The organism is Microbacterium sp. IEGM 1404 (assembly GCF_030056775.1).
Lineage (GTDB): Bacteria > Actinomycetota > Actinomycetes > Actinomycetales > Microbacteriaceae > Microbacterium.
In genome coordinates this window covers 397228-416975 of the sequence record NZ_JASHKP010000001.1, presented here as the reverse complement: position 1 = coordinate 416975, position 19748 = coordinate 397228, and the positions used below count along the sequence as shown (strand labels likewise).

General features: G+C 69.9%; 37 protein-coding genes. 5 read left to right on the top strand and 32 right to left on the bottom strand.

Annotated elements, in window-relative coordinates; all coding sequences use genetic code 11:
* Positions 1–2: 2 nt before the first annotated feature.
* Entirely contained in the window at positions 3–356 is a 354-nt protein-coding gene (locus tag QM517_RS02145) for a hypothetical protein (RefSeq protein ID WP_283284840.1), read from the bottom strand.
* A gap of 19 nt (positions 357–375) precedes the next feature.
* Complete coding sequence (locus QM517_RS02140; RefSeq protein WP_283284837.1) at positions 376–681, bottom strand: hypothetical protein; 306 nt, start codon at positions 679–681, stop codon at positions 376–378.
* A gap of 58 nt (positions 682–739) precedes the next feature.
* Here QM517_RS02140 and QM517_RS02135 point away from each other — a divergent pair, with 58 nt between their 5' ends.
* A complete protein-coding gene (locus tag QM517_RS02135; RefSeq protein WP_283284835.1) occupies positions 740–946 on the top strand; it encodes a hypothetical protein in 207 nt (68 codons plus the stop codon).
* A gap of 391 nt (positions 947–1337) precedes the next feature.
* Here QM517_RS02135 and QM517_RS02130 read toward each other — a convergent pair whose 3' ends face one another.
* From QM517_RS02130 to QM517_RS02120, 3 genes are read right to left on the bottom strand one after another with little or no spacing between them, the layout of a single operon-like run.
* Entirely contained in the window at positions 1338–1667 is a 330-nt protein-coding gene (locus tag QM517_RS02130; protein WP_283284833.1) for a hypothetical protein, read from the bottom strand.
* Positions 1664–1939 carry a hypothetical protein gene (locus tag QM517_RS02125; RefSeq protein WP_283284832.1) on the bottom strand — a complete coding sequence of 92 codons (276 nt, stop codon included), beginning with the start codon at positions 1937–1939 and terminating at the stop codon, positions 1664–1666. The genes QM517_RS02130 and QM517_RS02125 overlap by 4 nt, the downstream gene beginning before the upstream one ends.
* Positions 1936–2232: a hypothetical protein gene (locus QM517_RS02120; RefSeq protein WP_283284830.1), complete on the bottom strand. Its 297-nt coding sequence runs from the start codon at positions 2230–2232 to the stop codon at positions 1936–1938. The genes QM517_RS02125 and QM517_RS02120 overlap by 4 nt, the downstream gene beginning before the upstream one ends.
* 54 nt (positions 2233–2286) lie before the next feature.
* Between QM517_RS02120 and QM517_RS02115 the strand changes: the two genes are divergently transcribed.
* Complete coding sequence (locus tag QM517_RS02115) at positions 2287–2493, top strand: hypothetical protein (RefSeq protein WP_283284827.1); 207 nt, start codon at positions 2287–2289, stop codon at positions 2491–2493.
* Between the two features lie 73 nt (positions 2494–2566).
* On the opposite strand, the gene QM517_RS02110 is transcribed toward QM517_RS02115, so the two are convergent.
* From QM517_RS02110 to QM517_RS01985, 26 genes are all read right to left on the bottom strand, one after another.
* Entirely contained in the window at positions 2567–2893 is a 327-nt protein-coding gene (locus tag QM517_RS02110; RefSeq protein WP_283284824.1) for a DUF4031 domain-containing protein, read from the bottom strand.
* Positions 2890–3795, bottom strand: coding sequence for a hypothetical protein (locus QM517_RS02105; RefSeq protein ID WP_283284822.1), 906 nt, complete (start codon positions 3793–3795; stop codon positions 2890–2892). Before QM517_RS02105 ends, QM517_RS02110 begins: the two co-directional genes overlap by 4 nt.
* The gene (locus tag QM517_RS02100) at positions 3792–4022 is read right to left on the bottom strand and encodes a hypothetical protein (protein ID WP_283284820.1); all 231 of its coding nucleotides are present in this window, start codon (positions 4020–4022) and stop codon (positions 3792–3794) included. Before QM517_RS02100 ends, QM517_RS02105 begins: the two co-directional genes overlap by 4 nt.
* Complete coding sequence (locus QM517_RS02095; RefSeq protein ID WP_283284818.1) at positions 4000–4488, bottom strand: single-stranded DNA-binding protein; 489 nt, start codon at positions 4486–4488, stop codon at positions 4000–4002. The genes QM517_RS02100 and QM517_RS02095 overlap by 23 nt, the downstream gene beginning before the upstream one ends.
* Complete coding sequence (locus tag QM517_RS02090; RefSeq protein ID WP_283284815.1) at positions 4488–4787, bottom strand: hypothetical protein; 300 nt, start codon at positions 4785–4787, stop codon at positions 4488–4490. Before QM517_RS02090 ends, QM517_RS02095 begins: the two co-directional genes overlap by 1 nt.
* Complete coding sequence (locus QM517_RS02085; RefSeq protein ID WP_283284812.1) at positions 4784–5092, bottom strand: hypothetical protein; 309 nt, start codon at positions 5090–5092, stop codon at positions 4784–4786. The genes QM517_RS02090 and QM517_RS02085 overlap by 4 nt, the downstream gene beginning before the upstream one ends.
* Positions 5076–5690, bottom strand: a complete 615-nt coding sequence (locus tag QM517_RS02080) for a hypothetical protein (protein WP_283284809.1) — start codon at positions 5688–5690, stop codon at positions 5076–5078. The genes QM517_RS02085 and QM517_RS02080 overlap by 17 nt, the downstream gene beginning before the upstream one ends.
* A gap of 336 nt (positions 5691–6026) precedes the next feature.
* Entirely contained in the window at positions 6027–6179 is a 153-nt protein-coding gene (locus QM517_RS02075; protein WP_283284806.1) for a hypothetical protein, read from the bottom strand.
* On the bottom strand, positions 6176–6658 hold the full coding sequence (locus tag QM517_RS02070) for an XF1762 family protein (protein WP_283284804.1): 483 nt from the start codon (positions 6656–6658) through the stop codon (positions 6176–6178). The genes QM517_RS02075 and QM517_RS02070 overlap by 4 nt, the downstream gene beginning before the upstream one ends.
* Positions 6655–8127 carry a DNA cytosine methyltransferase gene (locus QM517_RS02065; protein WP_283284801.1) on the bottom strand — a complete coding sequence of 491 codons (1473 nt, stop codon included), beginning with the start codon at positions 8125–8127 and terminating at the stop codon, positions 6655–6657. The genes QM517_RS02070 and QM517_RS02065 overlap by 4 nt, the downstream gene beginning before the upstream one ends.
* Positions 8124–8441 (bottom strand): HNH endonuclease, encoded by a 318-nt coding sequence (locus QM517_RS02060; RefSeq protein ID WP_283284799.1) that lies wholly within the window; start codon positions 8439–8441, stop codon positions 8124–8126. Before QM517_RS02060 ends, QM517_RS02065 begins: the two co-directional genes overlap by 4 nt.
* A complete protein-coding gene (locus QM517_RS02055) occupies positions 8438–8602 on the bottom strand; it encodes a hypothetical protein (protein WP_283284798.1) in 165 nt (54 codons plus the stop codon). The genes QM517_RS02060 and QM517_RS02055 overlap by 4 nt, the downstream gene beginning before the upstream one ends.
* Entirely contained in the window at positions 8599–10101 is a 1503-nt protein-coding gene (locus tag QM517_RS02050; protein WP_283284796.1) for a DNA methyltransferase, read from the bottom strand. Before QM517_RS02050 ends, QM517_RS02055 begins: the two co-directional genes overlap by 4 nt.
* Positions 10098–10304 carry a hypothetical protein gene (locus QM517_RS02045; protein WP_283284794.1) on the bottom strand — a complete coding sequence of 69 codons (207 nt, stop codon included), beginning with the start codon at positions 10302–10304 and terminating at the stop codon, positions 10098–10100. Before QM517_RS02045 ends, QM517_RS02050 begins: the two co-directional genes overlap by 4 nt.
* Entirely contained in the window at positions 10301–10774 is a 474-nt protein-coding gene (locus tag QM517_RS02040; RefSeq protein ID WP_283284792.1) for a hypothetical protein, read from the bottom strand. The genes QM517_RS02045 and QM517_RS02040 overlap by 4 nt, the downstream gene beginning before the upstream one ends.
* Positions 10771–11469, bottom strand: coding sequence for a hypothetical protein (locus tag QM517_RS02035; protein WP_283284790.1), 699 nt, complete (start codon positions 11467–11469; stop codon positions 10771–10773). Before QM517_RS02035 ends, QM517_RS02040 begins: the two co-directional genes overlap by 4 nt.
* A 2-nt stretch (positions 11470–11471) precedes the next feature.
* Positions 11472–12431: a hypothetical protein gene (locus QM517_RS02030; RefSeq protein ID WP_283284789.1), complete on the bottom strand. Its 960-nt coding sequence runs from the start codon at positions 12429–12431 to the stop codon at positions 11472–11474.
* Positions 12428–12646 (bottom strand): hypothetical protein, encoded by a 219-nt coding sequence (locus QM517_RS02025; RefSeq protein WP_283284788.1) that lies wholly within the window; start codon positions 12644–12646, stop codon positions 12428–12430. Before QM517_RS02025 ends, QM517_RS02030 begins: the two co-directional genes overlap by 4 nt.
* A gap of 86 nt (positions 12647–12732) precedes the next feature.
* A complete protein-coding gene (locus QM517_RS02020; protein ID WP_283284786.1) occupies positions 12733–13593 on the bottom strand; it encodes a DUF2303 family protein in 861 nt (286 codons plus the stop codon).
* Entirely contained in the window at positions 13590–13982 is a 393-nt protein-coding gene (locus tag QM517_RS02015) for a hypothetical protein (protein WP_283284784.1), read from the bottom strand. Before QM517_RS02015 ends, QM517_RS02020 begins: the two co-directional genes overlap by 4 nt.
* Before the next feature lie 136 nt (positions 13983–14118).
* Positions 14119–14577: a hypothetical protein gene (locus QM517_RS02010; RefSeq protein ID WP_283284783.1), complete on the bottom strand. Its 459-nt coding sequence runs from the start codon at positions 14575–14577 to the stop codon at positions 14119–14121.
* A gap of 36 nt (positions 14578–14613) precedes the next feature.
* Positions 14614–14946, bottom strand: coding sequence for a hypothetical protein (locus tag QM517_RS02005; protein WP_283284782.1), 333 nt, complete (start codon positions 14944–14946; stop codon positions 14614–14616).
* 11 nt (positions 14947–14957) lie between these two features.
* Positions 14958–15242 carry a hypothetical protein gene (locus QM517_RS02000; protein WP_283284781.1) on the bottom strand — a complete coding sequence of 95 codons (285 nt, stop codon included), beginning with the start codon at positions 15240–15242 and terminating at the stop codon, positions 14958–14960.
* The gene (locus tag QM517_RS01995; protein ID WP_283284780.1) at positions 15239–15985 is read right to left on the bottom strand and encodes a phage antirepressor KilAC domain-containing protein; all 747 of its coding nucleotides are present in this window, start codon (positions 15983–15985) and stop codon (positions 15239–15241) included. The genes QM517_RS02000 and QM517_RS01995 overlap by 4 nt, the downstream gene beginning before the upstream one ends.
* On the bottom strand, positions 15982–16122 hold the full coding sequence (locus QM517_RS01990) for a hypothetical protein (protein ID WP_283284778.1): 141 nt from the start codon (positions 16120–16122) through the stop codon (positions 15982–15984). The genes QM517_RS01995 and QM517_RS01990 overlap by 4 nt, the downstream gene beginning before the upstream one ends.
* On the bottom strand, positions 16119–16373 hold the full coding sequence (locus tag QM517_RS01985; RefSeq protein ID WP_283284776.1) for a helix-turn-helix domain-containing protein: 255 nt from the start codon (positions 16371–16373) through the stop codon (positions 16119–16121). The genes QM517_RS01990 and QM517_RS01985 overlap by 4 nt, the downstream gene beginning before the upstream one ends.
* 85 nt (positions 16374–16458) lie before the next feature.
* Here QM517_RS01985 and QM517_RS01980 point away from each other — a divergent pair, with 85 nt between their 5' ends.
* The 3 genes from QM517_RS01980 to QM517_RS01970 are packed head-to-tail and all read left to right on the top strand — an operon-like array spanning position 16459 to position 18826.
* Entirely contained in the window at positions 16459–16872 is a 414-nt protein-coding gene (locus tag QM517_RS01980) for a hypothetical protein (protein ID WP_283284774.1), read from the top strand.
* 20 nt (positions 16873–16892) lie between these two features.
* Entirely contained in the window at positions 16893–17393 is a 501-nt protein-coding gene (locus QM517_RS01975) for an ImmA/IrrE family metallo-endopeptidase (RefSeq protein ID WP_283284772.1), read from the top strand.
* A 50-nt stretch (positions 17394–17443) separates the two neighbouring features.
* Positions 17444–18826: a recombinase family protein gene (locus QM517_RS01970; RefSeq protein WP_283284770.1), complete on the top strand. Its 1383-nt coding sequence runs from the start codon at positions 17444–17446 to the stop codon at positions 18824–18826.
* A 75-nt stretch (positions 18827–18901) separates the two neighbouring features.
* On the opposite strand, the gene QM517_RS01965 is transcribed toward QM517_RS01970, so the two are convergent.
* Positions 18902–19651, bottom strand: coding sequence for a class I SAM-dependent methyltransferase (locus QM517_RS01965; RefSeq protein WP_160897418.1), 750 nt, complete (start codon positions 19649–19651; stop codon positions 18902–18904).
* Between the last annotated feature and the right edge of the window lie 97 nt (positions 19652–19748).

Here is a 19748-nt window from a genome sequence, read left to right as displayed (position 1 = left end):
GGTCACTCCCCCTCTTCGGCCGGAGCCTGGGTCGTGGCGAGCACCGGGAGGACGTGCGGCTCGAGCTCGGCGCGCTCCTCGGTGGTCAGGTCGTCGGCCCACACGATGTCGTCGGCCGTGATGCCGTAGGCGGCCTGCGGGCTGCGAGGCGTGACGATGGCGACCGGTTCGATCTTGCGAGCCTCGGCCAGCTCAGCGCCGAGCACCTTCGTGCGCGCGACGACGACGATGCGGCGGCGAGAATCCGGGGCGACCTCGACGGTCTCGACGGCGTTGCCGAGGAACCCGGCGACATCTTCGTACCCCTCGATGTGATCGCCCGCCATGACGACGTCGACGCGGCTGCTGATGGTCATGGGGTGACCTCCTCGGGTCTCAGGTGGCGGCCCACACCTCGGGGGTCGCGTTGTCGCCCTTGCGGGCATTGCAGTCGCGGTGCATGGGCACGAGCACCTGGCCGACGAGGCGGCCGCCGTTCGCGAGCGCCTGATCGTGGTCGGCCGTGAAGCTGCGCTTGTGCTCCTTCGGGAGCAGCGTGTCGATCTGCTCGCCGCATCCCCACCCCGACGGCGAGCCGTGCCCGCATGGGAGGTGCTGCACGCGAGTGCGGCGCTTCAGCGCGGCCTGCGCGCGACGGTAGGCCCGATGGCCCTTCCCGTCTCGGATGCTGCGGCTACTCACGGCGACGATCCTCCGGCGGCTCTAGGCGTCCCGCGCGGGGGCATGTAGCGTTCGGCTCATGGCCGAGGACTTCACGAAGAAGATCATGCGCGAGATCAGCGATGCGATGCACGAGCAGATGGCGCAGGCCGTCGCGGATGCTGTGCGCGAGGAGGGTCTGGCCTCAGCTGATCAGGTCGAGATCAGCACCGAGACGGACGACCCGAGCATGCCGGTCGACGTTGCGCGCGTGCGCCGACGCGCTAACCAGCTGCTCGGCCTGTAGTTCGTGGCGGCAGGGTGCTCGACGCGGCGTCGCAGCCGAGCCCCCCGCCCTTTCACGTCTGCGCCTCACTGCTGCCCGCGATCGCTCCCGTGTGCAAGATGATCAGCGCTCCTCGACTCCACCGCGTCAGGGTGGCCGGGCGCCGTCGTGCTGGAAGTGCGAGCGTCGTGGACGGTGAGGCGAGATCCCGGCCGGGCACTGGCCGGAAGTCTCAGGTGGGGGGCCGCGCTCTCTGAACTCTGCGAGCGTGCAACGGCGCGGCCCCCGGGAATGACGAAAGCCCCGCCGGTATCGGCAGGGCTTCGGTCACAGTTCAGGTGCAGGCACAGCCTATAGGCTCGCGCGGCCACACGGTCAGCTCATCTCGCGCGACACGCCGTGCGGGCGGTTCTCACCGGCCGAGGTAGGCCACTTGCGCGCGGCGGAAGCGGTCGATCGCCTCACGGTAGTTGCGCGCCCGCAGCTGGTCGGCCTGGGTGCTTCGGTCGGCGGGCTCGTCGGGATCGGAGCGGATCTGCTCGACCGTGTCGACGTGATGAGCGAGCGCAAGGCCCGCCCGCTCGTACTCCCGCCGCGCCGCGTCGCGGTCGACCACGATTTCGGGAACCGGTGCGGGGTTCTCGCCGGGAGTGGCGATCGAGCGAGGGCCAGTGAGCCTGACCACCTCGCCGTCGCGCGCTGCCTGTTCGAGACGTTCGCGCCGCCATTCCGTGATGCTCATTCGTCCTCCACTCGCTTGCAGGCGGCCAGGAACGCGTCGACGATGCGCGGCAGGTGGCGGCGCATATCGCCGGCCCAGCGGGTCTCCGCCTCGTGGACGCCGAAAGGGGTGAACTCGTGCATCGCAACGGTCGTGTCGTCCACGACAAGCGACACTCGGGCGACGTGCGCGCGACGCGCGACCAGTCGCGGGCTGCCCGAGCTCGCAACCTCGGCCTTGAGCCACGCCGCGACCGCGTCACGGTCGACCGCGGCGATCTCGACGACGGTCATCGCTTCACCGGCACGTACGCGGGCGACTCGGCCGTGACCTGCTCGGCCAGGCGCTTCGCCTCGGTCAGCGAGTATCCCGCGGCGGGGAGCGCCGAGAAGAACTCGCCGGGCTCTGTCATGTTCGGCATGGCCGCTGCCGCGCCGTTCGGGAGGTTGATCTCCCAGAACTGCTGAATGCGGGGGTGCTTGCGGATCGTGACGCCGTCGGCGCGCATGTACTCGGATCGGCCGACCTTGATCCAGGTGAGGTCGCTGCGGTGGGCTTCGTTCTGGGCTGCCGTCGTGTTGAACATGTAACTATTGTTACAGGTTTGCTCGGGCATTGCAACCTGAGTTACAGTCTCGCTATGGCCTCCGACGACACCCTCGACACCCTCACCGCCTTCCAGCAGCGCATGGACGCCATGCCCGCTCGACGCGCTGAGCTGATCGCGGCCGCCCGCGCCGCCGGGCACTCCTGGCCGAAGATCGGTGCCGCTCTCGGAATGAGCCACGTCGGCGCCATGAAGGCCGCCAAAGCCAGCCCGGCACCCGGCGGCGCGGTGGCCGAGTAGCGCCCACAGCCCCGCCGGGTGGCCGTGCACGGTACCCTCGGCCTCGAACTCCTCCCCGCACGCGCAGACGTGCTCAGCCACGTTCAGACTCCGGTTCGCTCGACCTGCCCGCACGTTCCGCGGCGCGCCACTTCGCCCTCATCCGCGCGAGGTCGAGCATTCCCACCTCGACCGCGCCCGCGGCGACCGCGGCCGCGCGACGAGGCCGGGTCACGTCGTAATGCCGTTTCACGTCGTCATCGGGGTATTGAATCCAGGAGCGGCGCAGACCAATCTGGTCGGCCATCGCGTCCAGTTCCTCGCGGGTATCGGCCTGCATATGGCACCACTCGCCTGTCGCGGATCGCGCACCATTCGGCACCGTGGCCTTCCTGAACATGTCGTCGACGTAAACGGTCACGCGGTGCTCCCGTTCGTCTGGCCGGGGTCTTCGTCGTCGCGATACTGGGCGAGCCTGGCGCGCTGCCGCTCCCCCATACGCTCGCCCGTCGCGATGACCTCGGACCGGCGGTAGAGCTTCGTCAGGATGCCCGCAATGACGATGCGCCCGGCCGGGGCAATCTCGCCCGCCTTCTCCCAACGGCGCAAGGTGCGAGACGACCCGGCGAGGGTCTCGGCGTCGTCGCGGCCGAGCAGCGGATCCCCCCACTCCGGCATCCCCTCGGCGTGCAGCTCCTCGGTGACGTCATCCACCCACTCTTCGCGCGTGGTGCGATCGTGTCGCTCGGGCCCGAACTTCGCCATCGCGTCCGCGATCGTCCAGAAGCCGCGCACGCCGTCCTCATCGGGGGCGTTGCGGTCGAGCACCCCGGCCGAGAGGTGGTCGACGAGTTCTCGATCGTTCACGACCCGATCGAGCTCGGCGAGCACAGCGAGGCTCGCGCGATGCGCGTCCTCGAACGCCGCGACGGCATCCGTCTTCGCCCTGCCTGTCGGCTCGCCGAAGTACGCCGCCCACGCCGCCAGGGTGCCCTGCACGTCGCGAGCTGCGTCGAGCAGCTCCGCCGGCACGGGCGCCGCGCCCGCCTCGCCTGACGACGTCGACACCCGGATCCGGTCGTAGACCGCAGCCTTCATCGGGTCAGCGAGCGATCGCAGTCGGCCGACGAGATCCGGCGCGTTCACGAACAGGCTGCGGGAGCGGCTGTAGCACCGCTCGCAGACGTACGCGCGGAGACGCGCGGCCGCCGGTGCGCAGCCCTGACACTCCCCCGGCGGGACGATGTCTTTGCCGAAGCTGGGGCATTCCGAGAAGTGCACACCTCGCACCTTGCAGCCCCTCACGCATTCGCGTTCGGTCATACGAAGTCCTCCGGGTAGTTGCAGTTGAGGTGAACCTCGAGGGTCCAGCCGACAGGCACGGTGTCGGCGCAGCTGGGGCAGGTGCGCGAGGTCTCGCATCCGCACTGGCAGTCGGTTTCGTCGTCGAGCTCGTCGAAGCCGAAGTGCGCGCATCCGGTGTGCTTTCCGGCCAGGCACTCGGGGCAAATGACGGGCGCGGGCGCGTCAGAACGGGGTGTCGTCGCCATAGCCGCCACCTCCCGTCGACCACGGCTCGGACTCGCCAGGCTGCGTCGAGGCCCACTGCTGCTCGGTCTGCTGCGCCGCGGGCTGCTGGCGGCCTCCGGCGGATGCCGCGCGCGTCACCACGGCGGTCGCGTAGCGCAGCGAGGGGCCGATCTCGTCCACTTCCAGCTCGATCGACGTGCGCCGCTCGCCCTCGCGGTCCTGGTAGCTGCGCTGCTTGAGTCGTCCGGTTGCGATGACGCGGGCGCCCTTCGTCAGCGATCCGGCGACGTGCTCGGCGAACTCACGCCAGACGCTCGCGCGCAGGAACAGGGCCTCGCCGTCCTTCCACTCCCCGGTCTGCCGGTCGAGTGTGCGGGGCGTGCTGGCGATCGTGAAGTTCGCGACGGGGATGCCGTTCTGGGTGTAGCGCAGCTCGGGGTCGGCGGTCAGGTTGCCGACGACGGTGATGACGGTTTCGCCGGCCATCAGGCGTCGCCTCCGTTCGCGTCGTGTGCCTCGACGGCGACCGGGTGAGGCGTCGTCATGCTCTCGGGCACGATGACCACCGCTTCGGGCCGTAGGGGCACGAATGCGGCCTTCGGGATCTCGACGGTCAGCTTCACCTCGACCGTTCCCGCACGCGGGCTCGAGGACCGGTTCTGCGTCGAAGCGACGACCTTGGCGCCCTCGATGGCCTCAACCGACGCGCGATCGCGCACCCATCGGCTGTACTCCGGTGCCACCTGGAGATACACCTCGGCGCGCACCGTGTCACTGTTCGTCATGCTGTCCTCGTTCCTTCGTTCGTGTGCTGTTGCTTCCAGGTCTTCGCCCACACCCGCAGGCGCTCCTGCTGGCGCTTGCGGGCCGCCGCGATGAAGGCGTCGGCGTCGGCGTTCTGCTCGATGCGGGAGCGGGTGACGCGCTCGATTGCTGCTCGGTTCTGCGCGTGCCAGAAGACCTGTCGTGTGCGGTCGGCCTCGCATCCGGGGCGTTCGTTCCTGACCTGTTGGAGGCTCGGGAATCGCTCGCGGAGCGCGGCCTCGCGGTCGATGGCTGCCCACCGGACCGGGTCACCAGGGTTCGTCATCGTCGCTCACCGCCTTGCGCATGTTGTGTCGTCGCTGATCCAGGAACCGCTTGTTGCGCAGCCGGGCGTTCTGACAGGCGATGCAGGGATCCAGGGTGGCGTCCGGGTGATCGGGGCAGAACGGGTCCGGCGGCAGCTCTTCGCGGGAGAGGCGGAGGCTGTGAGCCTCCCGCCCGCTCGCTCTCGCGCTCTCGCTCTCGCGCTCCCCCGCGCCCTCCCTCTCCCCCGCCGCGAACGTCTCGCGAGGCTCTCGCGACGGTCTCGCGAACGGCGGTGGCTCCGGCACCGATGAGTCCCCGGGGCGGTCGACCCGGCCCCATGAGGTGAACGCGTAGCACTCGCGGCCCGCGGCATCCTCGAACAGGATGATCAGCCCGGCCTCGGCCATCGTGAGTAGGTGGTCGACCAGTACCGACTCGGTCACCTCGGACGTCTCCGGCCACACGTCGGCGAGGATCTGCCGCAGCTCGGCGCGGCCGCGGCCGTGGTCGTCGGCGTGCATCCGCAGCCCCTCGGCGGTCACGCGGACCATCGGCGGGAGCGTGCGCGCCGTCACGTACGCCTCGAGCGGGATCGTTCTGGGCCTGGTCAATGTCATGTAGGACGGTCCCTCTCAGGATCGCGTCGACGGCGGCGGGCAGCTCGTCGACCGGAACCCGGTAGCACTCGGTGAAGCCGCGGCCGCGGCGGAGGATGGTTTCGGAGGCGTCTGCTCCCGCCTTGCCGTCGGCGAAGGCGCGGGGCCAGCTCTTCGCGAGCTCGCGGAGGGCGTAGCGCTCCCACGCGGCGGGGCTGTCACGCATCAGCGCGAGCACCTCGGCGCCGGTCGCGATCAGGTCGCGGATGCGGGAGTCTCGCCACATGATGCCGACCTTCAGCACGCCCTCGCGGGGCCAGTAGACGGCGTAGACGGTGCCGGTTGCGGGGCGTGCGCTCATGAGTCGTCACCGCCCCGGCGGACGAGGCTCTGCAGGCCGCTGCCCATGAGGAGCATCCCGACGAGCAGCACCCAGTACTCCACGGACCAGATAGCCGGAGCGAGGCCGACCGCGACGAGGATGAGCCAGAAGCCTGCGGCGATTCTCATGCGGAGACCTCCCAAAGGGTGCGGGCGACGCCCGAGGTGCGGATTGGCTCGCCGCAGGACTCGCAGAGACGCGGGCTGCGGGGGCGCGATGGCATGTCCCAGCCGCCCCGGGCGGGACGCTGGGCGAGGATGCGGAAGCCGGCGGCGCGGAGCGACGCGCCGGACTCCCCTGCCTGCGTGTAAGTGATCAGTCGCTCGTAGCCGAGCGCGCGGGCGAGGTGCCAGCCGTTCCGCGACAGCATGGAGTTCGCGTTGCGGGTTCCGTCGGTTGCGGTGCGGAGCAGCTCAACAGTCGATCGCTCGCCCGACGCGAGCGCGCGTGCGACGGGAAGACCGATGATGCCGACCCCGACGAGCACGTTGTCGACGGCGGCCCCGAACTGAGCTATCCATGCGGTCGGGTCGAAGTGGTGGCGGTGGTGATCGAGCACGAACGCGCGAGCGTCGGCGCGCGACACGGGGACGATGCGGAGCGTCATGCGGTCACCTCCGCAAAGACCTGATCCCAGTCGGCGACGGGCGCTGTGACGGCCCGCTCGCGCGCGGGTGCGGGAGCTTCGGGGCGGCGCAGCAGCTCACCGATGATGGCGAGCGCGAGCAGCGGCGGTACGGCGTTGCCGATCTGCAGGAACTGCTTGCCCCGGGAGCCTTGAAACGGGAACGAGCTCGGGTAGGTCTGCAGCGTCGAGGCTTCCGATACCGACGCTCGATAAGCGCCGGTGCCCTTCCTGTCGCCGTACTTCGCGCGCGCGGCGTCGCCGAGGCGTCGCACGTCGTCGGCATTGACCTTGTGTCCTGGCGGCCAGATGCGCGGATCCCCCGCCACCGTCGTAGCCGGGCGCTCGAACGCCCAGGCGGGGTAGGACTGCAGGGTCGCGAGTTCGTCGGGCTCGGCTGTTCGGCGCTCGCCCGTCTTGTACTCCCAGGAGAAGGTTGCCGACGACGTCACGGTGGCGGCGGGCTCTTCGATCGGCCGCGGCCGCGTTCGGGCGGTCTTGACTGCGGCGAATCCGGCGCCGTGCCCCCACGCGGGGTAGGACTGAAGGGCGGCGGCCTCAGCTGCGGTGACCCGTGCGGGCTCGGCGCCCTCTGCAAACCGGCTCCAGCTGCGTGCCTTCTCCGTGACGACCTGCGCGGGTCTGTCGGCCGGTCGGAGGTCGCGATCGCGGTAGGCGACGCCGTCGATCTCGATGGTCTGTTGCCCGTCCGCAAGGCGGGGGAACCCGACGCGGTCTGTTGGCAGCCACCCGAGCGCCTCCGCCATCGAGACCCATTTCGCGACGCCGGCGTCGAGCCGCTCCGGCGTGCGTGAGTAGTAGCGGGAGTGGGTGGGCTCGGGTGCCCGGGCGGTGATGCCGTCCAGGCGTGCCATGAGGATCGCGCGTTTGCGGGTCTGGGGGACGCCGTACTGCTCGGCCTGCATGTTGCCCACCCACACCGAGTAGCCGAGGCGCCGAAGCACCTCGCCAACGGCTTCCCAGACGGGCAGAACGGTAGGAACCTGTTCGAGCGCGACGAGTTCCGGTCGGTGCGCCCAGATGTGCGCGAGGGGAGTGAGCACGAGGACGGTCCGGTCGTCGCCGAGGCTCTCGCCCGCCGCCAGGAGCTTCGCGGCGTCCTTCCAGACCTCGGACGCGATGAGCGCGAGCACCTGGTCGAGCGCCTTGCGACCCGCCCCGCGTCCCGCGATCGAGAACGTCTGACACGGAGGCGACGCGATGTAGAGGCGGTGCGGCGGCACGAGCCCGGGAGCGAGCAGGCCGGACCACACGTCACGGTAGATCGTGCGGAATCCGGCGCGCGTCCGTGTGCGGATCGCCTCGTGCATCTTCTCGACGCCGTATTCCAGGACGCCGAGCCAATGACACGCGACGCTCCAGCCGGACCCCGCGAAGTGGTCTAGCGCCACCGTCTCGGCAGGTTCGAGCATGAGGAGGGAGGGGGTCACGCTGCCAGCCCCCATCCGCCGGCGTCGTCGAGGAGGACGCGGCCATAGAGGCCGTGCTGCACGGGGACGGTGCGCGGGTCGACGCGCCCGGAGACGATGAACCCCGCGGCGGTGGCTTCGTCGCGGTGCTCGTGCACCCGGTTGTGGCATTCGCGGCAGAGGTCGACGAGGTTGGCGGGCTTGTGGTCGCCGTGGCGGCGGAGCTGGCGGTGGTGCACGTCCGTGGCGCGGCGGGCGCAGCAGCGCTCGCACATGCCGCCGGAGCGCTTGTGCACGATGGGCCGGGCCTCGGCCATCGGGTCGCGGGGGCTCACCACGTCACCGACGCGGCGATCGCGAGGAGGAAGGCCAGGCCGACGAGCACGCCGAGGCCGAGGGGCGCGGCGTACCAGCGCGCGCCCTGACCGAGCGCGGTCCCGAAGAGGACCGCGGCGGTCATGGTGACGATCAGGACGATGAGTGCGAGAGCGATCATGAGGCTTCCTCCCAGTCGCCGAACAGGCCCGGCTGCAGCGGCTTGCGCACGCGGGCGAGGATGAGGGGCAGGTGGTCGGCTTCCATCTCGATCAGGTCGACCTCCATGCCCTCGAGGAGCGCGGCTTCGCCGGTGGTGCCGGAGCCTGCGTAGATGTCGAGGACGCGGCCGCCGCGGCGGGTGACGAGGCGGGCCATCCACTGCATGAGTCCGCGGGGCTTGACCGTGGCGTGCTCGACGCCGTCGACCTCGGGTCGCTCGGCGCTGCCTGCCTTCGGCTCGTAGCGGAACGTCGGGAAGAAGCGCGAGGCGCCCGCGGTCTGCGCTTCGAGCGTCGCGACGGTGCACCCGGGCACGCACCCGTCCGCGCAGGCGTCGCCGATGACGCGCCCGGCGCCGTCGTAAGCCGGTGCGTGGGAGAGCACGACGTTGGTCGGGAACCGACCCTTCGAGCTGTCGTAGTCCTTCGCTTCGGTCTGCGAGTAGTCGCCATAGACCTTGTTGCCGCCCGGCGTCGTGCCGAACTTCGCGTGCTGGTTCTTCTCGGTCGACTCGCGACGGTCAGCCTCGGAGGCGAACTCGACGCGGCAGGCGTCGACGTTGATCGCGCCGGTCCCGTGCAGCACGACGTTGGCGGCGACGGTGCCCTTGTGCGGCTTGCGCGCGACGATGATGGGCTCGAACCCGGGCTTCAGGGCGGTGCCCCAGCCCTCCCATTTCTGGGCTGCCTCGGTGAACGCGCGATCGCGCTTCTCTCGGGCGGGCTTGATCGCGCCGCCGACCACACCGGCGCGCCAAACCTGCGCGGCCGCGGGCTTTTCGTGCTGTCCGGTGATCTCGCGCGCTGCCCAGTTCTTCGACTCGATGGTGCGGTCGGCGACGAGCTGCTCGATCTCGGCGGGCACGGCAGGCAGGTAGGGGCGCAACTGATCGAACAGGTCGGCGGTGGCGATCGAGGGTTGCTCCTTGTCGGTGACGTAGTGCGAGCCCATGGCGGTGCCGGTGATCTCGTTGATGCGCTGCGCGGTGAGGTGCTCGCGCATCCACGAGGTGAAGGTGAGCGCGCGGGTGCGACGCTCGGCGGCGGCGTCGAGCTTGTCGATCTGGGTGGCGACGTCCATCGACTTCGGGAAGCCCTGGGAGTAGAGCCACGCGATGTTGTCGCGGATCTCGAACCCGGCATCTTCGATCGCGACGGCGATGCGGTGATAGGTGCGTGATCCGCCGAAGGACAGCAGGTAGCCGCCGGGCTTGAGAACGCGGAGTACTTCGGCCCAGACCTCGACGCTGTATGCGATGCCGGACGAGTCCCACGCCTTGCCCATGAAGCCCAGCTCGTAGGGCGGGTCGGTGATGACCGAGTCGTAGGTGGCGTCGGGGATGAGGCGGTCGGGGTGATAGCCGAGCTCGTGGGGGTAGCCGAGCGCGTCGGCGCGCAGGATGTCGAGGTTGGGGCCGTGCCAGAGGCGCAGCCCGCCGTCCTCGTAGTGCAGGGTCACGGTTTCCCTCCGGCGTGGTCGGGGCAGAAGTCCTGCCGGTCGCCGGCGCGCGCGGGGCGCCAGCCGTTGGCGGCGGCGAGGGTGCGGGTGGTGGCGGCGTTGAACGACAGGGCGTTGAATCGGCGATCGCACGGGTCGGCGTTGCAGGTGAGCACGACGGTGCCTTCGGCGGCGTCGCGGGCGGCGGAGACGTGGGCGCTCATGACTCGGGCCGCAGGTTCTTGTTCAGGGAGCGGAGCACCTCGATGTCCTCGCCGATCATCCGGGCGAAGTCCTTCGCGTACTCGAACAGCAGCCACGCGTCGTCGCGGCGGTCGACGGCCGTGCGCACGCGGTCCTCGCCGTACGCGAGATCCCGCAGCTCGGTGAGCGTGGCGCGGGGAAAGTCCTCGCGCAGCGTCTTCACGGCGATGCCGAGCTGCACCTTCAGGTCGGTCTCGGCACGTTTCAGCGAGCCGCGGTAGCGGGCGATCACGGAGGGCGCCTTGGCGTTCTTCCCGCGCGCGATGATGAGCGCGGCGTGCAGCTGTCCGGGAGTGGGGAGCAGCTGCGCGAGGGCGTCCTCGTCGAGGGCGGCGAGGTTGAGGGGCACGAGTTCCATGTCGTCGGGAGACTCGATGACCTCTCCGGTGACGGGGTCGACCTCGGCGCCCGCGATCGTGATGTCGGTCACCGGCGGCGTCCCTTCTTGCGGCTGGTGGCGCGACGCGCGGCACGGTTGGCGCCGGCGGGCGGGAGGTGGTCGCTGGGTGCCGCGACCGCGCGGGGCGGGGTGGGGGCCGACCAGGCGTCCTCAGCTCCGGCCTTGAGGAGCTGCTTGCGGTGCGCCTTCCACGCGCGGTCGAGGTCGGTTCCTTCCTGCGTGGGCGAGAACACCTTGGCCGCGCGCGCCTCTCGCACGACGGCGTCGAGGGCTTCGACGTCGGTCGCGCCGAGCAGCTCGGCGCGCCAGTCGCGCGGTGTCGGTTGCGCGGGCGTCTCCCACGGTGCGGGCCCGTCGACGTAGGCGGTCGGGGTCGCGGTGAGCAGCGGGGCGAGCACGTCGGCGAAGACGACGCGGTAGGCGTGACGCTCAACCTCGGATCCGAAGATGGTCATGGGCTTGGCCGCGCGCAGGGCGTTCCAGTCGGGGTCGGGCTGCTCCTGCGCCTCGTACTCGGCCCATCGGATGACGACCTCGCGAGGTGCCTGGTCGCGGCGTGTGATGACGACGCGGGCGGCGAGCGGCGGGGCCTCGGCGAAGTGCAGGCGACTCCACTCGGCGTCCTCGGATGCCAGGAAGTAGGGGCCGTCGAGGCCGACGAGCTGGCCGGATTCGAGGACGGCCGCTCGGGCCTGCTCGACGGTGATGGTGCGGGGTTCGGACATGGTCACGCCTCCTGGTAGCGCAGGGTGGTCTTGCGCGTGGTCTTCGGGTAGGTGCGGGCGGCGGCCGCCTCGGCGAACGCGAGGTCGATGCGGAGCTGCTCGATTCGGGCGTGCTCTTCGGGGGCGGTTGTCTTCCAGGCGGTTTCGTCGATCGAGCGGGTCTCGCTGACGGTGAGCTGGTATCCGCCGTCCTCGCCGATGCCGACGTGGCCGAAGCGGCGGGCGTAGGGCTGACCGTCGATCGCCTTCTTGAGCGCGGCGTTCGCGGTCTTCTCTGCGGCGGCGGCGGCGTCCGCGGCGCGTTTCAGGGGCACCCACGCGGCCCGGGCGGTCTCGACGTCGTCGGGCAGCGGCATGACGGCGGGGCATCCGGCCTCGCGCCAGGCCAGGAACGCGTCGGCCCGCTCGGTGAGCCAGGCGATCATCTCCTCGTCGCGCGCAACCCAGATCCAGGTGGCGCCGTCCAGAGGTGGCTGGTCGTCTTCGTCGCGGACCTCGAAGCCGTAGAGGCCGACGCGGGCGCCGCGTACCTTCATCTGCCATTGCAGCTGTGCGAGGTGGTCGGAGGGGATGCCGTCGTGCTCCCAGCCGAACTCATGCGACTTCACCTCGACGACGGTCACCTCGTTGTCGGCGTCGACGCCGATCGCGTCGGGGGTGGCGCGGTGCAGATCGTTGTCGGCGGCTGCCCAGAGTGCGGCGTTCGGCTCGCAGCTGACGAGCAGCTCGGCGGCCTCGTCGAGCAGCGCGGCCTCGCGCGCAGTCCCGGCGCGGGTGGCTCCGGTGCCGCGGAACGTCGAGCCGTTCATCTTCTGGGTGAGGATGCGCCGCCACGTCTTGATGCCACCGCGGGCGATCTCCCACACCTCGGATGCCGTGACGCCTTCACCGCGCTGGCCCATCCAGATCTCGCGGGGTGCGCCGGCGGGGACGACGATGCGTCCAGAAATGAGCGGGGTCATGCTGCCTTCTCCGGGAGGTTGTTGAGGTGGGTGTTCCACCAGATGTCGGCGGCTACGCGGTTCGTGCAGGAGAGGACGACCTGGCCGGTCTTGCGGTTCAATGCGCGGATCTTCCAGCGGCCGCCGTTGTCGGTGGGCACGATGTCGCCGACCTGCCAGTCGTCGGGTTTGGGGCCGGTGGGGATGGTCGCGGGGGCGGCGTCGAGGAGCGTCATGCGGGTGCTTTCGGGGTCGGCGAATAGGGCGCGGCGCGCGCGGGTGGGGGCGGGGGCGCGCGCCGCGCCCGGTCTCGGGGGTCGGGTTACGGCTTGCCGTAGAAGATCGGGACGTCGCCGATGCCGGGGTGGCCGGGGCTCTTGTCCTTCTCGTTGGGCTCGGCGCCGTCGCGGATCTCGGTGACGATGTCGGCGAACGCGGCCTCGAGGATCGCCTCGGGGCGCTGCAACGCGATGCCGAGCACGAGGCCCTCGGCGCGGATGCGGTAACGCAGCGCGGCGACGACCCAGTAGATCGGGCCGCCGATGTACGGGCGCAGCCCCAGCTTCAGCTCCTTGGGCAGGTCGATCGCGCCCTTGTTGCCCTTGCGGGGTCCGACCGTCTCGGAGTACTCGAACTTCACCTCGCCGTTGTCCAGGCGAACGGCGGATCCGAACTCGACTTTCGTCGTCGCCTCGAACTTCGTGGCGAGCTCGATCAGGCGGGCGTGGTCGGGCTCGACGACGTCGAGGGCACGCTCCTCGATGAACTCGGCGAACTGCTGCTGGTCGAGCCACGCCTTCGGGTTCTGCCCGAGGTCGAGCGCGGTCCACGCGAGCCACGCCTTCGTGTGTTCCAGCCCGAGGGTGAGACGGTGCTTCTGCCAGCCGTTCGCCTGGTCGGTTCCCTCGTGCGAGTCGATGACGGCGACCACCGCCGACGACGGCGTGTGCGCGAAGACTTCGGTGCCGGGGCGGCGGTGCCGATTGACGTAGGTGACGAACGATCGAGCGTCGGTCACGATGCGGGTCGCGCTCGCGTGCCGGGGGGTCTCGGCGTACGCGTCGGTGTCGACGATGCGGACGCCGTCACCCGATGCGATGGCGTACACCTCGCCGGGGTCGACGCGCTCGGGTGCGATCGCCTGCTGGGCGAGGTCTGCAACGGTGGCTGCTTCGGTGCTCATGCGTTCGGTGCGTCCTTGATCTCGCCGGTCTGCAGGTCGACGTTCGCGGGGCCGGCGTCGCGAATGTCTTCGTTGTCCCAGAGGGGCATGGAGTTGGGGTCGGTGCGGGTGAGGTGGTTCCCGTCGCCGATGTAGGCGATCGACGTCGCCCGGTCCTTCTCGGGCCGCTTGGCCGCGATCTTGTCGCCGATGACGACGGCGGAGCCGGAGCCGTCGGCGAGCTTGACGCTGATCGAGTAGGTGAGGGTTCCGGCCTTGCCGGTGTCCTTCACCGCGTCGATGAGCTTCGACATCTCCTCGCCGAGCTCGACGTCCGCGCCGGGGCGGATGCTCGCGAGGATCTCGGAGAGGCCCTGCGGGCGCACTCTGTCTTCCTTGTTGTCTGCCACCGTGTGTCCTTTCGTGTTGGTGGTCATGCCTGCGCCACGCGGCGGCGACGCTGACGGCGGTCGAGCACCAGCAGGGCGGCCAGCGCGGTGCTCGTGAGAGCGAGGGCGACCGCGAGGGCCAGCAGCGCCGCGACGATCACGAGCCGCTCCGGGTCACGCGCATCGGCGAGATGAGCAGCTCGAGCTGGCCGATCGAGCCGTCGGCGTGCTGGTGGGCGACGGTGACGATGAGGAGGTCGTCGCTCGGCATCCAGACGATGCGATCGGCGCCGTCGTGCAGCTCGGTGTCGCGGTCGCCCCACGTCTCGCGGGCGAGTCGCATGGTCGTCGTCTCGTCGAGGAACGGGGCCACCTGGGCGAAGACCCCAGCGACGAGGTGCGGCGGGGTCTCGTGGTGGCGGCCGCCGTCGCCGCGGAACTCGGCCCACACGGCGTAGGCGAAGTCGTGCGCGTCGGCCGTGGTGACGCGTCGCGAGTGGTGGTGCAGCTGCGCGAGCAGCATCCGTGAGACCCCGGCGCGGGCTCGTGCTTCGGTGAGTCGGAGGGAGGCGAGCGCGATGATGCGGTCGCCCTCGTCGGTGGTGTGATCCGTCATGATGTGCCCTTCGGTCGGGATCGGGAGGGATGCTGGTCAGCGGGTCTCGGTGACCCGCGCGATGTTGGGGAAGCTCGACAGGAAGCCGTTGCGGAAGCCGTAGGTCTCGAAGTCGTAGGTCTTGCCGACCTCGATCTGCGCGTACCGGTCGGCGGAGTTCCAGTCGCCCTGCGACAGCTCGTCCTCGACCTTGAAGACCCCGCACGACGTCGACACGCGCTTCTCGCTGGACTTGTCCGCGACGGCCACGTACTTATCGGTGACGGTGCATCCGGTGGTGTCGCCGTCGTACGGGATGCCGCAACCGGCGAGGGCGAAGACGACGGCGAGGAGGGCTGCGGCCGCGCTGACGCGGGAGGTGTTCTGCATGGTGGTCTTTCTCATCTCGGGTGTTCGGTCGCGGGCCGCGGGGCGCGGTCTGCGTCGGCATGGGTGATGCGTTCGGTATCGAGCGACCCGAGCGCGTCAGGGTGCGTCTCGTCGACGTCGGCGAACCACGGCTCGCGGGGCAGGCGACGCCGGGGGGCGAGGCAGACACCGACGAACAGGAGCGGCGAGGCGGCGACGATGAAGTCGGCGGAGTTGAGCGCGGGATCCGCCGCGGCAATGGGCGCCGTCAGCGCGGCGACTCCGATCACGGCGAGAGCTGCGATGACACGAGTCATGACGCCTCCACCGCCCGGAGGACGCCGAAGCGGACCCGGAGCCTCTCGACCCCGCGAAGGGTGACGCGCACCTGCGGGGCATCGAGGACGCGCTCGCGCGTACGCGGGTGCTCGTGCGACTGCGGCCGCTCGGTGAGATAGCCGTCGGACACCGCGGACGCGTACGCGCGCCACTTACGATCGCTCCCTCGGAAGATCCAGCCGATCGCATGAAGCTGCTCGAACAGTCGCTGGGGGCCGGTCTCGACGCCGGCGCGGGCGAGCATCTTGGCCGAGTCGGCGACCGAGAAATCACCTTCCGCGGACGCCAGCTCGTCCCATGCCTCCGCCCGGGGCGCGAGCGTGGCGATCTGCGCGTCCTTGCGTTCGATGACGCCCTGTGCCGTCACGAGCGCCCGGGCCAGGAGCTGCTCGGGCGTCTCCTGTGCGACGTAGGCGCCGGTGCGGCGGATGCTGGGGAGCACCTCGTGGGTGACCCACCGCTTGAACGCCCGGGCCTCCGGCTTACGGCTGCCGAGGATGAGACCGAACAGACCGGCTTCGCTCACGAAGTTGGTCTGCGGGCGCCCCTCAGTTGAAATGAGGGTGACCTCGTCTTCGTCGAGTCGCGCGGCGGCCATCGACGGGTTGCCGATGTCGAGGATGCGGCAGACGTCGGCGACCTTGAACCACGGCTCGCCGTCGACGAGAACCGCGAAGAGCTCGAATCCGTCGAAGCGGAATACCTGCACGTCGGTGCTCATGACGCCACCGCCAGGGCCGCGCCCCGCGCCTCGTACTCAGCGCGGTCGGTGTCGATCTTCTCGACGGCGTCCCGCATGATGATTGCGGCCGCACGCAAGCGCTCGGCGGGCGACATCTGCTGGATAGGCCCGATCACGACGCCACCGCCCGGGCCCGCTCCTCCGCGCGTTCCATGAGCACGTCCACGCGGATGCCGAGCCACCGGGCCACCTCGCCCAGCTCGACGACGTTGAAAGGAACCGCGCCGCTGAGGCGACGCCCGGCGGTGTGGGCCGTGATGCCGACGACCTCGGCCATCTCTTTGGCGGTGCGACGCTGGCGCGCCATCTCGGCCCGGACTTCAGCCGCGAGCCGCTCGGCGGTCTCGGTTGCTGCCTGTACTTCCATGCAGGAAGTCTCGCATGGAATTCCAGGCAGTGTCTATCAATCCATGCAATTGACGGGAATTCATGCGTGTGCCAGTCTGAGAGACATGACGCGCCCCTACGGTGAACTCTTCTCCGACGCCCTCATCTCTGAGATCAAGGCCGAGATGGGTCGCCGCGACCTCTCCTCCCGCGCTCTTGGCCGCCTCATCGGAAAGTCCTCGCAGTACATGTCCGACCGATTTGACGGCGGCAGCTCGAAGACGGGTCGCCGAGTCGTACTATCCGTCTGGGATCTGGCCGCGATCTCCGAAGCCCTCGGGCTGCGAGCAAGCGACCTCACGCTCCGAGCCCACCAGGCCGCGCTCGAGGTCGATACAGACGGCGCAGCGATCACCCCGATTCGACGCAATGTCGGAGGGGCACCGCAGACTGACCTGGAAACGGTCGAGCTTGATACCACACAGCTCGCAGCAAGCACGGACAACACGCCGGTCGACCCCACCCGCGGGGAGGCGTAGGCAGGGGAATGGGGACCACGATGACGAGCGCTTACGACAACTACTGGGATGACATCGAGATCACCGAGGCCCTCGAAGCGCACCACGGTCTGCGCCTGATGTTCGGCGTCGATGGCGGCGGCGACAGCGCGTGCGTCGCTGACTACGACCCGTGGGCACACGCCGAGATTCTGGATCTGCCGATCGTGTTCCGAGACGACCTGCCGGAGGATGCGGTCGCCGCGTTCTCCGCGGCCCACCAGGCGATCTTCGTTCGCCCGAACCTGCACGCCGCTGTCGAGCGTTGCGCGCTCGCTCACGAGATCGTCCACTTCGAGCACAACGACATCGGAACCGACGACCTGCAAGAGGAGCGCGCTGACCGCATCGCCGCTCGGCGCCTCATCCGCCCCTCGCGGCTGGAAGAGCTCGCGAGCGTAACGGACGACCCGGCCGTAGTCGCCCTCGAGATGAACGTGACCGAGAAGATCATGCGCGTCTGGATGCGCCTGCACCGCGCCGGTCTCATCCGGGGCTTCTGATGCCAGCGCAGCACCTCCGGGCGGTGCCGTCGCGGCGCCGCGGAGTCGCTATGGTCCGCGTCTCGAAGGAGCGCGACGGGATGATCAGCCCCGAGAACCAGCGCTATGCGATCGAGCAGTACGCTGCCCGCGAGAACATCGACGTCATCGCTTGGATCGAAGGCATTGACGAGTCGGGATCGCGGAAAAAATCGGCATGGTGGGCGCGTTTGGATAGCGGCATCGAACACATTGAGTCGAAGCGCGCCGACGTCCTGCTCGTCTGGCGAATCGACCGCACAGCACGCAACCGGCTCCGATGGGCGATCGCTACGGATCGCATCGAGACAGCTGGCGGCTACATCGAGTCGGCAACAGAACCGAATGACCGGTCCCCCGCGGGTCGGTTCGGTCGAGGCATGATGGCCGAGCACGCCGCATTCATGGCCGAGTCGATCGGGGCGACCTGGAAAGAGACCCAGGAGCGCCGAGTGCGGCACGGTCTCACGCCGAACGGCCAGCACCATTACGGCTACACCTACTCGCGCGAGAACGGTTACGAGATCGACCCGATCGAAGGCCCCATCCTTGCCGACATGTACCGCTCGTACGCCGCTGGCGAGTCCGCGCAGAGCATCGCGGCACGCCTCACCGACCCCGACGCGAAGCCAGACGAGAACGGCGTCTACTCCCGCTACGCCCGATGGAACACGCCCGCCGTCCTCAGAGTGCTCGACTCCGGCTTCGGCGCGGGCCTCGTACTCTTCCGATCCGAGCTGCACGCCGGGGCGCACCCTCCTGTGATCACGGAGGACGACTGGGCGCGATTCAAGAGCGCGCGCGCCGACCGCCGGCGGCGGCCGCGGGCCGAACGATCGCCCTACACCTACTCCGGTCTGATGGAGTGCCACTGCGGCGCGAAGATGCACGGGCGGACCGACCACGGCGACCGCCGTTACGCCTGCTTGAAGTCGAAGCATTACGGCGTCCATCCCGACGCTTCGCTATCGGAGAAGGTCGTCGAAGCTGCGGTCATGCAATGGCTAGGGAAGCTGCGCGACGAGATCGACGCCGAGGCGAAAGCCGCTCCGCGCGCTCCTCGGATTGTTGACGACCCAGCGGGTGCCATTGCGCGCCGCATCGCCGCAGTGAACGAGCGCCTCGACTCAGCCACCGCGAAGTTCGTCGACGGCCTCATCCCGCGCGACGCCTACGACCGTCTGCGGGCGAAGTGCGAGCAGGAGCGACGCGACCTCGAAGCCGAGTTGACCCGGGTCTCGGCGCAGGCGACCGTCCGCCCGATCGCGTTTGCAGGCGACCTCGTGGGGCGTTGGCCGGAGATACCGGTAGAGCAGCGCCGTCAGGCCGTGCGCATGTTGGTCGACCGCATCCGTGTCCAGCCGCGGGACGCCCCGAAAAGAGTCGTCATCGACTCGCCGTTCTCTCGTACTTAGAACACGTCATCGGACGATTCCGATGGTAAGAGCCACGGGAGTCCAGGTTACCCGGCCCGCGCCGACCCCACGGCGTCAGGGGCGTCGCGCGCGGTAGGCGTGGGTGACGTAGGGCAGGTCGACCGCTCCCCCGTCGGCGAGTCCCGGGACGGATGCCACGACCCCGTCGACCTCGGCGTCGATGCGGGCGCGCTCCTCAGGGCTGGCCGTGATGACGTCGCTGCGGGAGAAGACGAGATCGCGCAGTTGCGGGAGGGTGATGGGGCGGCTCCACGTCCACGACCGGTGCTGGAGATCGATCAGGGGCTCCGCGATCCGCGGACCGCCCGCGGCGATGAGCCGTTCGCCGTGCGACGCGCCCATCGCGTCGGTCAGGCGCCGCACCCACTCGACGCGTTCGTCCCGGATGTTCCAGACCAGCCCGAGCACTCCCCCCGACCTCACGACGCGTCCGACCTCGCGCGATCCCGCGTCCGGGTCCACCCAGTGCCAGGCCTGCCCCATGACCAGCGCATCGAGACCGGAGTCCGGCAGCGGCAGATCCTCCGCCGTGCCGGCGAACGTCGGGATGCCGCGCACGTTCTCCTGGAGCGACGCCAGCATCGTGGCATCCGGGTCGATCGCGACGACATCGGCGCCGAGTTCAACGACGGCGCGCGTGAGCTTTCCGGTCCCCGCTCCCACGTCGGCGACGCGGAGGGCCCGGCCCGGCTCGCGGACCGGCGCGAGCATCCACTCCACCGCCGCGGCGGGATACTCCGGCCGCCCCGACTCGTAGGCTGCGGCGGCCTGCCCGAACGACGTCGACTTCCGGCTCTCCGTCATGCCCTCGACCCTACGCCGGGTGTTCGAGGCGAGTCGTGCCGCGGAGTCCGGGCCCGCCATGACGACCCCGGATGCCACAACACGGCGTGTCATCGAC